This window comes from Rhodococcus chondri (assembly GCF_036327435.1).
GTDB classification, from domain to species: Bacteria; Actinomycetota; Actinomycetes; order Mycobacteriales; family Mycobacteriaceae; genus Rhodococcus; species Rhodococcus chondri.
In genome coordinates this window covers 1-14,790 of sequence record NZ_JAUZMZ010000046.1, presented here as the reverse complement: position 1 = coordinate 14,790, position 14,790 = coordinate 1, and the positions used below count along the sequence as shown (strand labels likewise).

The following is a 14,790-nucleotide window of genomic DNA, read 5'->3' as shown; positions in this document are numbered from 1 at the left end:
ACTGCAGGCCGGGCGGGCACTGCCGGAGCCAGTCTATCGGGGGCGGCCCACGGGCGGGTCGACCGGTGCTGTGACGAGTCCGTCCACGTCGATCGTGACTTCGTGACCGACCGCGGTCAGTGCCGTCGTGCCGGTGTACTCGCCGTCGAACCGGTACCAGCCGGCGTCGAGCGTGAACACCGCGAGAATCGGAGGTCCGGTGAGGTCGACGATCCAGTACTGCGGGATCTCCGCCTCGGCATATTCGGAGAACTTGGTGACCCGGTCGGTGCGTGCGGTGCCCTCGACGGTGGCCTCGACGACCAGCCGGATCTCCGCGGCGGGGGCACGTTCGGGGTCCTCCTCGAGGAGCTTCCGATCCACGACGATCAGGTCGGGGACCCGCACGGTCAACGGTTCGGACGCGACGAGCACCTCGACGCCGCCGAGCACACACAGCCCGTCCGGCAGTTGCGCGTCCAACTGCACGAAAAGCGCGAGCGCCGCGTGCTCGTGGACCGGGCCGGGGCGCGGCGACGCCACGAGCACACCCTCACACACCTCGACGTGGTGCTGCTCGTAATCGGGCAGCTTCTCCCAGTCGTCGAGGCGGAGCAAACGGTCGGGGTAGGACGGACCGCTCACGCCGGAACCCCCGTTCACGCCGGACCGGACAGGACCGTTTCAGTCTCGCACCGCTCAGTGTGCAGGTGTCAGGAATGCGGCGAGCGCGTCTGCGTAGGTGGCCACATCCGCGGCACCCATCAGTTCCCGCGCCGAGTGCATGGCGAGCTGCGGGGCACCGACGTCGACGGTGGTCAGGCCGGTGCGCGATGCGGTGATCGGCCCGATGGTCGAGCCACACGGCAGGTCGGCGCGGTGCACGTACCGCTGCAGTGGCACCCCCGCCCGGTCGCACGCGAGCGCGAACGCCGCCGCGCCCGCCGCGTCGGTGGCGTAGCGCAGGTTCTGGTTCACCTTCAACACGGGTCCGCCGCCGACCGCGATGCGGTGGGCGGGTTCGTGACGTTCCGCATAGTTCGGATGCGTCGCGTGGGCCATGTCGCCGGACGCGACGATCGATCCCGCCCGCGACCGCAGGAAGTCTTCGCGGTCGGCGCCTCGCGCGAGGAGGATGCGTTCGAGCACGGTGCCGAGCAGGTCCGAGAACGCACCGCGATCGGACATGCTGCCGACCTCTTCGTGGTCGAACAGTGCCAGGACGGGCACGGGACCGGGATGCCCGGCGTCGTCGACCGCGGCGAGCAGCGCCTGCAGGCCCGCGTAGCAGGTGACCTGATTGTCCAGGCGCGGCGCGCTGACCAGGTCTCCGTCGGCCCCGACGAGAGAACTCGGCGCCAGATCGTGTGTCATCAGTTCCCAGCCGAGCACGTCGGCCGCCTCGACTCCGGTCTGCCCGGCGAGGTACGCGATGAACGAGCGCGGTTCCGAGCCGATCCCCCACACCCCGTTGACGTGGCGCTGCGGATCGAGCTGCACCCCCTTGCGGTCCTCCGACAGGTGGATCGCGAGTTGCGGGACGCGCAGGACCGGTTTGTCGACGCGGACCAGTACTTCCTCGGTGGTATCGCCGGAGCGGACGGTGATGCGTCCGGACACTCCGAGATCGCGGTCGAGCCACGAATTCAGCCACGCCCCGCCGTACGGTTCGAGACCCACCAGCCGCCATCCGGCCGAGGCGAGGTCGGGGTTCTGCTTGACCCTCAGGTTCGGGCTGTCGGTGTGACCGCCGACGATGCGGAACGGCCGCGCCGGATCGCCTGCGTCGCCTTCGGTGCTCCACGCGATGAGCGATCCACCGCGGATCAGGTAGTAGCGACCCGGCTCGCTCGGCCACCGCTGCCCCTCGTCGAGCTCGGCGAATCCGGCATCGGCGAGCGCGGCGGCGACGGTCGCGCACACGTGGAACGGTGACGGCGACAGGTCGACGAAGTTGCACAGACCCTGGGCATCGGCATGCGTGATCGAAGGCATGTCTGCATCCTCGCACCCGATGCCGCGCTCAGCGTCCCGACACCGCCGGGTGGGCCTGCCCGACACTGACGGTGACCTTGTCCTGGTAGAACGCGACGTGGCCGCGCAGCCGTGCCACCTGCTCCATCGGCGCCTCGTAGCTCCAGCACAGCGGCTCCCCGCCGTCCCCCTCGAAGCGCCAGTACGTGGCCTCGCCCTTGAACGGGCACCGCGACGCGGCGGCCTCGGCCGGTGACAACGCGACGGCGACGTCCGATCGGGGGAAGTAGAACACGAGACCGTGGTCCTGCTCGTCGACGAGCAGGGAGTTCGCGGTTTCGGCAAGGCACACCCCGTCCAGGGCCGCACGCACCACATTGCGGCGGGCATGGATATCGACCCGGTAATCGGGTCTCGCGGCGAAACCTGCACCGGTCGCCGGAACCGGCTCGGCACCTCGGGCACTCATCGGCATCTCCTCTTCGGTGGTTCCTCTGTTCGCCGCGACTCGATCACAACCGTGCCTGCGCGGGGACGGCCGAATGATCGGCCGTCAGCGGCCGGATCATCGCTTCCTGCGTGAAAGACGCCAACAGCTCACCGCTTTCGGTGTGCACCTGGCCACGCACGTACGACATCCCGGCGCCGACCTGGGTGCTCTCGTGCGAATAGAGCAGCCATCCGTCCCACCGGACGGGTTCGTGGAATGCGACCGCGACGGTCATGACTCCGGTCGATATCGTCCGATGCGCCTGGCTGGTCCCCACCCCCTCGTGGGCCCGCATGGTCGCGGAGACGGAAAGGTGCCCGGTGAAGTGCGCGACGAGCGCCTTGGCCAGGGCAGGATGCGTCGGGATCGGTTCGTAACGCAGCCACGCATACAGTTCGGGAGGCCCGACTTCCTCGGGACTGCGGAGGTCGACGACATCGACGACGCGCAGTTCCCGGCCGGTCATGGGCATGTGCACGGGGTGTGCCTCGGCAGGTCCGGCCACGTCGGGCCGGGGCGCCTGATGGCGGATGACGTCGGGAGTGGGCGCGTCTGCGAGCACCGACACCATCGCGCGCCGGCGGCCGCGTTGACGGACCGCCACATTCGCGCTGGCCATGGTCCGTCCCTCGTGGACGACGTCGACCTCGAAATCGACCGGTTCGGTCGCGTCGACGGTCCGCGAAAACACGGCACGCGCGGATCGGATCTCTTTGTCGGGCAATCGTTTTGCCACGGCGACGATCGCCTGGGCGAGCAGCTGGGTGCCGTCGACCACCTGTCGCCCTCCACCGTCGCTCTCGCCCGTGAAGCGATTCTCACCGGACGGCATCACGTCGAAGATGCGCAGCATGCGTTCCACTGACGACTCTTGGGGGGACGACTCTTCGGGACGCGGTGCGTCGCGTGCCTCGGCTGCGTTCGGCGGCGCTGTATCGGAAGAGGTCAATGTGCCGGTCCTTCACGAGTGGATCGGGGAGCAATGCGCTACAGCGTACGTCGACGTGACGCGATATTGTGGCGCGCGTAACATGCGTAGTCCTACTCAGGACAGATTCCGGCGAGTCGGGCAGAATAGTGCGCGGCGTCATCGGCAGGGGGATGGCGGTGACGCCGGCTCGGGACTCGATCGGGGGGTTGGGCTCCGGGTTTATCAGGACGAGGGGCCTCGCAGTCGATCGGGACGACAGCGAGGTCCCTCGCTCCATTTGCCCCCGAACACAGCGAAACCCCTGTCGTCGGTGGACAACGGGGGCTCGATGCTCTCGGAAAGTCGACGCTCTCGGAAAGTCGATGTGCTCCAGGGAATCAGGCGTTCACAACGGCGTCGAGCGCGCTGTAGAAGATGCCGAGCCCGTCGTCGCTGGGCCCGGTGAGCGCCTCGGTGGCATGCTCCGGGTGCGGCATGAGCCCCACCACGCGACCGTTTGCCGACGAGATACCCGCGATGCCGCGCTGCGACCCGTTCGGGTTGTCGCCGACGTAACGGAACACGACGCGACCCTCCCCTTCGAGCTCGTCGAGTATCTGCGGCGACGCCTGGTAGTTCCCCTCGCCGGACTTGAGCGGCACCAGGATCTCGGCGCCCTGCTCGTACCGCGAGGTCCACGCACTGGTATTCGATTCGACCTTCAACCACTGGTCGCGACACACGAAGTGCAGGCCCGCGTTGCGGGTGAGGGCGCCGGGCAGCAGTCCCGCTTCGCACAACACCTGGAAGCCGTTGCAGATGCCCAGTACCGGCATGCCGCCGCGGGCAGCCTCGACCACCTTCGTCATGACAGGAGCGAACCGGGCGATGGCGCCGCAGCGCAGGTAGTCGCCGTAGGAGAAGCCGCCGGGCACGATCACCGCGTCGACGCCCTTGAGATCGGCGTCGCCGTGCCACAGGCTCACGGCCTCACCCCCGGCGAGCTTCACGGCGCGGGACGCGTCGACATCGTCGAGCGTGCCCGGGAACGTGATGACTCCGATACGCGCGTTCATGCCTCACCGTCGATTCGTCGGATCGCCCAGTCCTCGATCACGGTGTTGGCGAGCAGTGCTTCGGCGATCTTCTCGAGCTGCGCATCGTCGACGCTGCCGTCGACCTCGAGCTCGAAACGCTTTCCCTGACGGACGTCGGTCACGCCCGCGAAGCCCAGCCGCGACAGCGCCCCGGCAATGGCCTGGCCCTGGGGGTCGAGAATCTCGGCCTTGGGCATGACTTCGACGACGACACGCGCCACGTGCTGCTCCTAGGTAGTAGTGCTGGCGGCCGACCGAGATGCGGGCGCTCGGCGCGCCCGGAGACGGACACCGGACATCCCGCAGTTTACCGGCTGACCCCTCCCCTCCCGGAATCGCGGCGGCAACAGTGGCGCAAACATACCCCCTGGGGGTATAAATGACGGCAGGCAATCAAAGGAGCACCTGATGACCACTGCGGACATCACGCACGACGTCGAGCTCACGATCGGCGGAATGACCTGTGCCTCGTGCGCCGCGCGCGTCGAGAAGAAACTCAACCGGATGGACGGTGTGAGCGCCTCCGTCAACTACGCGACCGAGAAGGCCAAGGTCAGCTACGTCGGCGACATCACGCCCGAGGATCTCGTCGCTACCGTCGAGGCCACCGGCTACACCGCGGCACTGCCCGCGCCGCCCGCCACCTCCGACGGTGACGCGACTTCGACCGACGCCGCCCCTGCCGTGTCCGACGAGGCCGCGGCATGGAAACAGCGGCTGACGGTCTCGGCGGTACTCGCCGTCCCCGTCGTAGTGCTGTCGATGGTGCCCGCCTTCCAGTTCGACAACTGGCAGTGGCTGTGCCTGACCCTCGCCTCCCCCGTCGTCGTGTGGGGTGCGCTGCCGTTCCACCGCGCCGCATGGATGAACGCGCGGCACGGCGCCGCGACGATGGACACCCTGATCTCGGTGGGCGTGATCGCCGCCTACCTGTGGTCGCTGTGGGCCCTGTTCTTCACGCACGCCGGTATGCCCGGCATGCGCATGAGTTTCGACCTGTTCGCCTCCGGCGACGGCGAACCGCATCTCTATCTCGAGGTCGCGGCCGCGGTCACCACCTTCATCATCGCCGGCCGCTACTTCGAGGCCCGCGCGAAGCGGCAGTCCGGCGCGGCACTGCGCGCACTGCTCGACATGGGCGCCAAGGACGTCGCGGTACTCCGCGACAACACCGAAACCCGGATTCCCGTCGACCGGCTTGTCGTCGACGACGTCTTCGTGGTCCGGCCGGGAGAGAAGATCGCAACCGACGGCGTCGTCGTCTCCGGCACGTCCGCCGTAGATGCGTCGATGCTCACCGGCGAATCCGTTCCGGTAGAGGTCGGCCCCGGCGACAACGTCGTCGGAGCGACCGTCAACGCGGGTGGGCGGTTGACCGTCCGCGCGACACGGGTCGGTGCCGACACCCAGCTTGCGCAGATGGCACGCCTCGTCGAGGACGCGCAGAACGGCAAGGCCGAGGTCCAGCGGCTGGCCGACCGCATCTCCGCGGTGTTCGTCCCGATCGTCATCGGCCTGTCGCTGCTCACCCTCGCCGGCTGGCTGCTCTTCACCGACAACTCCGTCTCGGCGGCGTTCACCGCGGCCGTCGCGGTGCTGATCATCGCGTGCCCGTGCGCACTGGGATTGGCGACACCGACCGCGTTGCTCGTCGGCACGGGACGCGGTGCGCAACTCGGCATCCTCATCAAGGGCCCGCAGATCCTCGAGTCCACCCGCCGTATCGACACGGTCGTGCTCGACAAGACCGGCACCGTCACCACGGGTCGCATGGCCGTCGCGGCCGTGCACGTCGCCGAGGGCGAAGCCGACGACGACGCACTGCACCTCGCGGGGTCGCTCGAGCATGCGTCCGAACATCCCATCGCCCGGGCGATCGCCGAGCACGCCGCCACCGGCCGGCCTCTCGCCGAGGTCGAAAACTTCGAGAACCACGGCGGACGTGGCGTTTCCGGTGTGGTCGACGGCCATGCCGTGCTCGCGGGCCGGCTGTCGTGGTTGCGCGACGACTGGTCGCTGACCGCCCCGGAAGACCTGGCCGGGCAGGCAGCGGCCGCCGAAGCGGACGGGCGCACCCCGATCTGGGTCGCATGGGACGGCGCGATCCGGGCGGTCGTCGTGGTTTCCGACACCGTCAAGGACGGTTCCGCGGCGGCAATCGCCGAACTACGCGCGCTCGGGCTCCGTCCGGTACTACTCACCGGCGACAACCGCGGGGCCGCCGAGGCCGTCGCACGACAGGTCGGAATCGACGAGGTGATCGCCGAGGTCCTGCCGTCCGACAAGGTCGACGTCGTCGCGCGGTTGCAGGAGCAGGGCCGGGTCGTGGCGATGGTGGGCGACGGCGTCAACGACGCCGCGGCACTGGCCCGCGCCGACCTGGGGCTGGCCATGGGCACCGGCACCGACGTGGCGATCGAGGCATCGGACCTGACTCTGGTGCGCGGCGACCTGCGGGCAGCACCGGATGCGATCCGGCTGGCACGCGCCACCCTGGGCACCATCAAGGGCAACCTGTTCTGGGCGTTCGCCTACAACGTCGCGGCGCTTCCACTCGCGGCACTCGGGTTCCTCAATCCGCTGATCGCGGGTGGGGCGATGGCGTTCAGTTCGGTGTTCGTGGTGACCAACAGCTTGCGGCTGCGCCGATTCTCCCCGCGGTAAGAGCCGATTCTCCCCGCGGTAAGGGCATACTCGGACCCATGCGACTGACCCACTTCGGCCACTCCTGCATGCTCGTCGAACATCTCGGCACCAAGATCCTGTTCGACCCCGGCAATTTCTCGCACGGATTCGAGGGGATCACCGGCCTCGATGCCATCCTCGTCACCCACCAGCATCCCGACCACGCCGACACCGCGCGGCTACCGGACCTCCTCGACGCCAATCCCGGCGCGGCGCTGTATTCCGATCCGCAGTCGGCGGGTCTATTGGAGGGCGACTGGTCGGCGGTGCGGCCCGGCGACCGGTTCACCGTCGGCGCGTTGACCGTTCGCGGCACAGGCGGCCGGCACGCCGTCATCCATCCCGAGATGCCCGTCATCGACAACACCGCCTACCTCGTCGGCGATGCGGACAACCCGGCACGGCTGATGCATCCGGGCGATTCGCTGTACATCCCGAACGAGAAGGTCGACGTGCTGGCGCTTCCTTCGGCGGCGCCGTGGCTGAAGATCTGGGAATCGGTGGATTATCTGCGGGCGGTGAATCCTCGGGTGGCGGTACCCATCCACCAGGGGATCATCGCCGATCAGGCCAATGGCATCTTCTACGGCCGGTACAGCGATATGGCTCCCGAGGGCACCGAGTTCCGGGTCCTGAAGCACGAGCAGGACCAGGAACTCTGACCGGTCACCGGGCGGCGGCCCGTCCCGCCGCCCGGCCCGAGAAGATGCAGCCACCGAGGAAGGTGCCTTCGAGCGAGCGGTATCCGTGGACGCCGCCACCGCCGAAGCCCGCGACCTCACCGGCGGCGAACAGTCCGTCGAACACCGACCCGTCACTCTGCAGCACCCGCGACGACAGGTCCGTTTCGAGACCGCCGAGGGTCTTGCGGGTGAGCAGGTGCAGTTTGACGGCGATCAGCGGCCCGGCCTTCGGATCAAGGATCCGATGCGGCGACGCGATGCGCGCGATCCGGTCGGGCTTGTACGCGCGGGCCGCGCGCAGCGCCGACACCTGCAGGTCCTTCGTGTACCTGTTGGCGATTTCGCGGTCGCGCGCTTCGACGGTCGATCGCACCCGCTCATAGTCGAGCAGCGGATCCGGGGTCAGCTCGTTCATTCCGGCGACGAGATCGGCGAGGTTGTCGCGGACGACGAAGTCGACCCCTCGCTGCTTGAACGCTTCGACGGGCCCGGGGGCTCCGGAACGGACGCGCTGGAGCAGTAGCCGCAGGTCGCGCCCGGTCAGGTCGGGGTTCTGCTCCGAGCCGGAGAGGCTGAACTCCTTCTCGATGATCTTCTGGTCCAGCACGAACCACGTGTGTTCGTGCCCGGTTTTCATGATGTGCTCGAGCGTGCCGAGGGTGTCGAAGCCGGGGAACAGCGGCACCGGAAGGCGCCGGCCGGTCGCGTCGAGCCACAGCGACGACGGCCCGGGCAGGATGCGGATGCCGTGATTCGGCCACACCGGGTCGAAGTTGGTGATGCCCTCGGTGTAGTGCCACATGCGGTCGCGGTTGACGATGTTGCCACCGGATTTCTCGGTGATCTCGAGCATCCGGCCGTCGACGTGCGCGGGCACACCGGTGAGCATGCGCTTCGGCGGCTCCCCCAATCGTGCCGGCCAGTTCTGCTTGACGAGTTCGTAGTTGCCGCCGATCCCGCCGGAAGTCACGACGACCGCCCCGGCGGACAGTTCGAACTCGCCGATCCCCGTTCGCGACGACTGCACTCCGCGCGCCGCCGTCGTCGGTTCGAGCACCGTGCCTCGCACACCCGTGACCGCCCCGTCGGTGACGACGAGTTCGTCGACCTGATGGCGGTGCCGCAATGTCACCAGCCCGCGGTCGACGCCGTCGCGTACCTTGCGGGCGAAGATTTCGACGAGCGCGGGTCCGGTGCCCCACGTGATGTGGAACCGCGGCACCGAATTGCCGTGTCCGCCCGCGTCGTAACCGCCGCGCTCCGCCCAGTTGACCATCGGGAAGATCTTCAGCCCGCGCTGCTTCAGCCAGGCGTACTTCTCACCGGCAGCGAACTCGACGTAGGCCTGCGCCCAGCGACGCGGCCAGCGGTCCTCGATCTCGCGATCGAATCCGGCTGTGCCCATCCAGTCCTGCAGCGCCAGCTCGTACGAATCCTTGATCCCGAGCCGTCGCTGATCGGGGCTGTCGACGAAGAACAATCCTCCGAACGACCAGAAGGCCTGTCCCCCAAGGTTGTTCTCATTCTCCTGGTCGACAAGGATAACCTTGCGCCCGGCATCGATCAATTCACCCGCGGCCACCAGACCGGCCAGCCCCGCCCCCACCACGATCACGTCTGCGTCCATGTGTGCAAACACTACCGAGGCGTATTACCGAACGGGGAGTGATGTTTCGATCTCACGACCGAGATCACCGCGTCGGGTGTCACCACACCAGGTGTCACGCCGCGCCGAGCCCGACCGTGCGGCCCGGCCAGCGGTAGACGGCCGGCTCGGCGCCGTGATGCAGCGCGATGTCGACGGCGTCGAGCACCGCCTGCCGCGGCCCGAACTTCGCGAGGTGGGGCGCGGAGATCGCCAGCCGCAACAGTTCACCGCGCCGGGCGACGCGGCCGGCGCCGATGACCATCGCGCGGCACCACCACGGTTCGGCCTTCGCGCCCTCGCCGATGCCGAACACCCGGGACTTGGTGACCGTGCCGCGATCGAGGTCGCGGATACCGGAGATGTCGGCCATGAGCCGGAACCCGGTTCGAGGTAGTGCGGCCACCGCGCCGGGCGAGGCCAGCCAGCGGGGCGGAGCGAACAGCCGGGTGCGCAGCCCGGTTTCCTCGAGCACCCGGTCCGCGGCGAGCAACCGCAGTCGCGCCTCGTGTTCGGGCAGGGCCGCGAATTCGGCACGGCGACTCTTGGTGGCGGCCTGGTCGTAGCCGTGCAGCACGATCGCGTCGCCTCCTTCCCGGCGCTCGAGCAGCCACTCCTGCGTCTCGTGATCGTTCACCAACCGGTAGTGGTCCTTGAGCCGGGGCGCGACGAACAGCGACAACGGCACCCCGCGCGCACTCATCTCCCGCGCGAAGTCGTCGACGACGTCGCGTGTGGCGTCCCTGATCCCCGAGACCGACACGATCAGCTCTCCACTCATGACCCCGACCCTGCCCTACGCCGGTGAACGGAGATTGTCGCGGGGCTGAAACCTTGTCCGCGGGACGCTGCGGGTCGACACACTGAACAGCGGCACCCCGCAAGAAATGCGCTCTCGACCCCGGAAACCGAAGGTGGACGATGACCGACGAACTGCATGTGGACTGGGATCCCCGCTCCGATCCGGTGCAATCGAACCAGATCGCGGCCTACGACGAGATGCGCTCCCGCTGCCCGGTCGCCTACAGCCGGTACCGCAATTGGACGGTGTTCCGCCACGAAGACGTCGTGCGGATCCTCGACGACCACCACACCTTCAGCAACCGGGTCTCGGCACACCTGTCGGTGCCCAACGGCATGGACCCGCCCGAGCACACGCCGTTCCGGGCGATCAACGACAAGTACTTCACCGCTGACCGGATGAGCGCGTTCGCACCCGAATGCCGCGAGGTCGCGCGGCAGCTCGTGGCCGGTTCGGCGGACGGGCAGATCGAGGTCATGTCCGCGCTCGCCGAACCGTTCGCAAACCACATCCAGTGCCGCTTCATGGGCTGGCCCGAAAGGCTGCACGAGCCGCTGCAGCAGTGGACCCACAAGAACCGGGCGGCGACACGCGCCCTGGATCGGGAGGCCATGTCCGCGATCGCCGTCGAGTTCGACAGCTATATCCGCGAACAACTCGACGAGCGCCGCACCGTCGAAGCGGGCGCGCCCACCGACGTCACGAGCGAGCTTCTGTCCGAGCGGGTCGACGGCCGGCCGCTGTCCGATACCGAACTGGTCTCGCTGATCCGCAACTGGACCGTCGGCGAGCTGAGCACGATCGCATCGTGCGTCGGCATCCTCGTGTCGTTCCTGGCCGCGCACCCGGAGATCCAGCACCGGCTCCGCACCGAACCGGACCTCATCGGGCCGGCGTCCGACGAAATTCTGCGGATGCACGCGCCCCTCGTCGCGAACCGTCGCCGAACGACGCGCGAGGTCACTGTCGCCGGACGCCGCATCCCGGCCGGGGAGAGGGTCATGGTGCTGTGGGCGTCGGCAAATCGCGACGAGACGATCTTCGGGAATCCGGACGAGTTCCGGCTCGACCGCGACCCCGCGGACAACCTGCTCTACGGCCGCGGCATCCACAACTGCCCGGGCGCACCACTGGCCCGGCTCGAACTGACGATCTTCCTGGAGGAGTTGCTCGCCGCCACCGACTCCGTCGAACCCGTGACCGGGACGGAACCGGCCTACGCGGCGTATCCGGCGGGCGGGTTCGAGGCGGTGCCGGCGGTCGCGGTATCCCGTTCATCGAGACCCCCGAACCGGTCCGGCGGAGCCGAGGATTAACTTCGCGCTGTGACAGTCCGAAACGAGACGTACCCCCGCCTGCTCTCCCCCGGCACCATCGGTCCGCTGACGCTGGACAACCGGGTAGTTCTTCCCGCGATGGACATGAATCTCTGCGACGACGGCGAGATCGAGCAGGGCGATATCGATCATTACGCCGCCCGCGCCGCGGGGGGCACCGGAATGATCATCACCGGCTGCTGCGCGGTCGCCTACCCTGCGGGCTGCGCCAGCACGAAAGAGCCCGGACTGTCCGAAGACCGGTTCATCCCCGGACTCGCAGCGCTCGCCGACGCCGTTCACGAAGCCGGCAGCAAGCTGTGCGTGCAGATGACGCACCACGGCAAGGTGGCCCGCATCGACACCCTTCAGGACCGTCCGCAGCTGGTTCCGAGCACACCGAGGCCGCCGGGCGACATGAGCGCGCTCGCCGACAACACCCCCGAAGAATTGATGAAGATGGCCGCCATCCAGGGCGGCAAGCAGGCCACGTATCACGAGGCCACCCAGGACGATCTCGAGTGGCTGGTCCGCATGTTCGCCGAAGCTGCGGGCCGTGTGAAGGCCGCAGGTGGCGATGCGGTCGAAATCCACGCCGCCCACAACTACGTTCTCGGGGCCTTCCTGAGCCGTCACTCGAACGAGCGCACCGACGGGTACGGCGGGTCGCTGGAGAACCGGGCACGGCTGTCCTGCGAAGTGATCCGGGCGGTCAAGGCCGAGGTCGGCGACAGCCTCGCCGTGATCGTGCGGCTGGCCGGCCAGGAGTACGGCGAATCGGACGGTCTCACCGTCGACGAGGCCGCCGCCGCGGCCGTGCTGTTCGAGCAGGCCGGAGCGGACGCCATCCACGTCACGGGCACCGCGCTGAACGCGTTCGCGAACTTCACCGACGGCCCTCTGCCGAACAAGGTCGGCTTCTACACCGACAACGCCACCGTCATCAAGCGCGCCGTGTCGATCCCGGTCATCACCGTCGGCCGCATGCTGCCCGAGGTCGGTGAAAAGATGATCGCCGAGGGCCGGACCGATTTCGTTGCGATGGGTCGCCAGCTCCTGGCAGACCCCCAGCTGGTCGACAAGCTCCGAACCGGTCGCTCCGCCCAGGTCCGCCCGTGCATCAACTGCTACGTGTGCGTGCAGGAGAACTTCTGGGACGCCACGCCCATCTGTGCGGTCAACCCGGCGCTCGGCAACGAGGCGCTGGTCCCGTTCGTCCGGGGCGCCACGTCCAAGCACGTCGTGGTGATCGGTGCCGGACCGGGTGGTCTCGAGGCGGCTCGGGTCGCCACCGAACGCGGCCACCGGGTCACCGTCCTCGACAAGGCGGACCGGCTCGGCGGCACTCTTTGGTTCTCCACCCTCACCACACCCGACAACGAACGCCTGCTGAAGTGGCTGACGGCCGAGATCACCCGGCTCGGCATCGACGTGCGTCTGGGCACCGAGGCAACGGCGGCGTCGGTGCGTGCGCTGAACCCGGACGTGGTGATCGTCGCGACCGGAGCGGTGCGTGAACGTCCGGCCGTGCCCGGCGGCGACCTCCCCCACGTGCACACCGGCGACAGCATGCGCGCGCTGATGACGGGGACCGGCGACGTGTCCGATCAGTCGGCCGTGCTGCGCGCCATGGGCAAACTCGGCAAGCTGGCCCGCATCACCACGAGCCCCGACCGGATCCGCACCCTCAGCCGCAAGTTCCTGAGGTTCCTCCCGATGGCGAAGGACGTCGTCGTGATCGGCGGCTCGCTGGTCGGGCTCGAACTGGCGGAGTTCATGGCCGAGCGAGGAAGCCGGGTGACCCTGCTCGCCGAGGGACAGCAACTCGGTGTGCCGATGGCGATGCCGCGCCGATGGACCGCCGTGAAGCACGCCCGCGAGCTGGGCCTCGAGGTGCACCGCAACGCGACCGTGCAGCGGATCACGCGGAGAACTGTGGAGTTCACCGTCGACGGCCGGACGATGTCCGCGCCTGCCCGGATGGTCGTCGTCGCATCCGGTGTCTCGGCTGCGGCACCGCTGGCCGACGACCTGGGCGCCGCCGGTATCGACGTCCGCGTGGTCGGCGACGCCGGGGCGGTCGACTACATCGAGGGTGCGATCCACTCGGCGTGGAAGGTCGCCACCGCGCTGTAGGGCGCCCCGGCCCGGTGCCTTATCCGAACGTGTCGCGGTGGACAGCCTCCTCGAGGGCGCGTCCGCTGCGCCACCCGAACCGCTCGAGGTCCGGAACCTCCTGCAGGCGGGTGACCGGACCGACGCACAGCCACGCGATCGGCCGCACCGGGTCGGTGGCCCCGATGAAGTCGGCCAGGTATTCCTCCTCGTAGAACGACACCCAGCCGACGCCGAGTCCCTCGGCGGTGGCTGCGAGCCAGAGGTTCTGAATCGCGAGCACGGCCGAGAACAGGCCGGATTCGTCGATCGTGTGCCGGCCGAGGATGTGTTTGCCGCCGCGCAAGGGGTCGTAGGTGACGACGATGCCGGTGCCGGATTCGGCGATGCCCTCGACCTTGATGGGGTCGAAGGTGCTCCGCCGTTCCTCCGGAAGCGAGTCGGCGAAGGCCTTCCGGCATCCGGCTACGTGCTCGGCGAACTCGCTGAGCCGCTGCGGATCCTGGACGACCACGAAATCCCACGGCTGGGTGTTGCCGACGCTCGGTGCCTGGTGTGCCGCAGCGAGGACGCGCATGAGCACGTCTTCGGCGACCTGTTCACCGGCGAACTCGGCGCGCACGTCGCGGCGCATGCGGATGATGTCGTAGAGCGCGGTACGCGCTTCGAGCGAGAACATATCGACGTCAGGCCGGCAGGACTGCTTCGAGGGCGTCGATGACCTCGGGGGCGTCCGGCTCGGTGCGCGGGCGGAACCGGTTCACGACGGTGCCGTCGGGAGCGATGACGAACTTCTCGAAGTTCCACTGGATGTCGCCGGCTTCGCCGTCCGCATCGGGGTGCTGGGTGAGTTCGGCGTACAGCGGATGCCGATTCTCACCGTTGACCTCGACCTTTTCGAGCAACGGGAAGCTCACGCCGTAGGTGGTGGAGCAGAACTCCTGGATCTCCTCGGCGGTGCCCGGTTCCTGACCCATGAACTGGTTGCACGGCACGCCGACGACGAACAGGCCACGGTCGGCGTAGTCCTGCGCGAGCTGCTCGAGCGCGGTGTACTGCGGCGTCAGCCCGCACTTGGAGGCGACGTTGACGAC

At 68.5% G+C, this 14,790-nt stretch carries 14 protein-coding genes; 4 read left to right on the top strand and 10 right to left on the bottom strand.

The window, feature by feature from the left end:
• Window positions 1–33: 33 nt before the first annotated feature.
• The 6 genes from Q8814_RS10355 to purS form a co-directional block, all read right to left on the bottom strand.
• On the bottom strand, window positions 34–624 hold the full coding sequence (locus Q8814_RS10355) for a Uma2 family endonuclease (protein WP_330151926.1): 591 nt from the start codon (window positions 622–624) through the stop codon (window positions 34–36).
• Window positions 625–678: 54 nt separating this feature from the next.
• Entirely contained in the window at window positions 679–1,974 is a 1,296-nt protein-coding gene (locus Q8814_RS10350; protein WP_330151925.1) for a M18 family aminopeptidase, read from the bottom strand.
• A 28-nt stretch (window positions 1,975–2,002) separates the two neighbouring features.
• Window positions 2,003–2,422: a DUF427 domain-containing protein gene (locus tag Q8814_RS10345; RefSeq protein WP_330151924.1), complete on the bottom strand. Its 420-nt coding sequence runs from the start codon at window positions 2,420–2,422 to the stop codon at window positions 2,003–2,005.
• Between the two features lie 43 nt (window positions 2,423–2,465).
• Window positions 2,466–3,296: an acyl-CoA thioesterase gene (locus Q8814_RS10340; RefSeq protein WP_330151940.1), complete on the bottom strand. Its 831-nt coding sequence runs from the start codon at window positions 3,294–3,296 to the stop codon at window positions 2,466–2,468.
• Between the two features lie 455 nt (window positions 3,297–3,751).
• A complete protein-coding gene (purQ, locus tag Q8814_RS10335) occupies window positions 3,752–4,429 on the bottom strand; it encodes a phosphoribosylformylglycinamidine synthase subunit PurQ (RefSeq protein ID WP_330151923.1) in 678 nt (225 codons plus the stop codon).
• Window positions 4,426–4,671, bottom strand: coding sequence for a phosphoribosylformylglycinamidine synthase subunit PurS (gene purS, locus Q8814_RS10330; RefSeq protein WP_330151922.1), 246 nt, complete (start codon window positions 4,669–4,671; stop codon window positions 4,426–4,428). The genes purQ and purS overlap by 4 nt, the downstream gene beginning before the upstream one ends.
• 187 nt (window positions 4,672–4,858) lie before the next feature.
• On the opposite strand from purS, the gene Q8814_RS10325 reads away from it, so the two are divergent.
• Both Q8814_RS10325 and Q8814_RS10320 read left to right on the top strand, forming a co-directional pair.
• The gene (locus Q8814_RS10325) at window positions 4,859–7,114 is read left to right on the top strand and encodes a heavy metal translocating P-type ATPase (protein ID WP_330151921.1); all 2,256 of its coding nucleotides are present in this window, start codon (window positions 4,859–4,861) and stop codon (window positions 7,112–7,114) included.
• 38 nt (window positions 7,115–7,152) lie between these two features.
• Window positions 7,153–7,797, top strand: coding sequence for an MBL fold metallo-hydrolase (locus Q8814_RS10320; protein WP_330151920.1), 645 nt, complete (start codon window positions 7,153–7,155; stop codon window positions 7,795–7,797).
• 4 nt (window positions 7,798–7,801) lie between these two features.
• Here Q8814_RS10320 and Q8814_RS10315 read toward each other — a convergent pair whose 3' ends face one another.
• Both Q8814_RS10315 and Q8814_RS10310 read right to left on the bottom strand, forming a co-directional pair.
• Window positions 7,802–9,445: an FAD-binding dehydrogenase gene (locus Q8814_RS10315; protein ID WP_330151919.1), complete on the bottom strand. Its 1,644-nt coding sequence runs from the start codon at window positions 9,443–9,445 to the stop codon at window positions 7,802–7,804.
• A gap of 94 nt (window positions 9,446–9,539) precedes the next feature.
• The gene (locus tag Q8814_RS10310; protein WP_330151918.1) at window positions 9,540–10,244 is read right to left on the bottom strand and encodes a DUF2334 domain-containing protein; all 705 of its coding nucleotides are present in this window, start codon (window positions 10,242–10,244) and stop codon (window positions 9,540–9,542) included.
• 140 nt (window positions 10,245–10,384) lie between these two features.
• Here Q8814_RS10310 and Q8814_RS10305 point away from each other — a divergent pair, with 140 nt between their 5' ends.
• Window positions 10,385–11,581, top strand: coding sequence for a cytochrome P450 (locus tag Q8814_RS10305; RefSeq protein WP_330151917.1), 1,197 nt, complete (start codon window positions 10,385–10,387; stop codon window positions 11,579–11,581).
• 9 nt (window positions 11,582–11,590) lie between these two features.
• A complete protein-coding gene (locus Q8814_RS10300) occupies window positions 11,591–13,717 on the top strand; it encodes an oxidoreductase (RefSeq protein WP_330151916.1) in 2,127 nt (708 codons plus the stop codon).
• Between the two features lie 19 nt (window positions 13,718–13,736).
• Here the strand turns inward: Q8814_RS10300 and bluB are convergent, their stop codons facing one another.
• Both bluB and Q8814_RS10290 read right to left on the bottom strand, forming a co-directional pair.
• A complete protein-coding gene (gene bluB, locus Q8814_RS10295) occupies window positions 13,737–14,375 on the bottom strand; it encodes a 5,6-dimethylbenzimidazole synthase (protein WP_330151915.1) in 639 nt (212 codons plus the stop codon).
• Window positions 14,376–14,382: 7 nt separating this feature from the next.
• Window positions 14,383–14,790: glutathione peroxidase (locus tag Q8814_RS10290; RefSeq protein ID WP_330151914.1), on the bottom strand; the 408-nt coding region annotated here is incomplete at its 5' end.

Excerpts from the sequence above, each read along its gene's own strand:
- Q8814_RS10350 (WP_330151925.1), bottom strand. The coding sequence starts at position 1,974 with ATGCCTTCGATCACGCATGCCGATGCCCAGGGTCTGTGCAACTTCGTC.
- Q8814_RS10345 (WP_330151924.1), bottom strand. The coding sequence starts at position 2,422 with ATGAGTGCCCGAGGTGCCGAGCCGGTTCCGGCGACCGGTGCAGGTTTC.
- Q8814_RS10340 (WP_330151940.1), bottom strand. The coding sequence starts at position 3,296 with ATGCTGCGCATCTTCGACGTGATGCCGTCCGGTGAGAATCGCTTCACG.
- purQ (WP_330151923.1), bottom strand. The coding sequence starts at position 4,429 with ATGAACGCGCGTATCGGAGTCATCACGTTCCCGGGCACGCTCGACGAT.
- Q8814_RS10325 (WP_330151921.1), top strand. The coding sequence starts at position 4,859 with ATGACCACTGCGGACATCACGCACGACGTCGAGCTCACGATCGGCGGA.
- Q8814_RS10320 (WP_330151920.1), top strand. The coding sequence starts at position 7,153 with ATGCGACTGACCCACTTCGGCCACTCCTGCATGCTCGTCGAACATCTC.
- Q8814_RS10315 (WP_330151919.1), bottom strand. The coding sequence starts at position 9,445 with ATGGACGCAGACGTGATCGTGGTGGGGGCGGGGCTGGCCGGTCTGGTG.
- Q8814_RS10310 (WP_330151918.1), bottom strand. The coding sequence starts at position 10,244 with ATGAGTGGAGAGCTGATCGTGTCGGTCTCGGGGATCAGGGACGCCACA.
- Q8814_RS10305 (WP_330151917.1), top strand. The coding sequence starts at position 10,385 with ATGACCGACGAACTGCATGTGGACTGGGATCCCCGCTCCGATCCGGTG.
- bluB (WP_330151915.1), bottom strand. The coding sequence starts at position 14,375 with ATGTTCTCGCTCGAAGCGCGTACCGCGCTCTACGACATCATCCGCATG.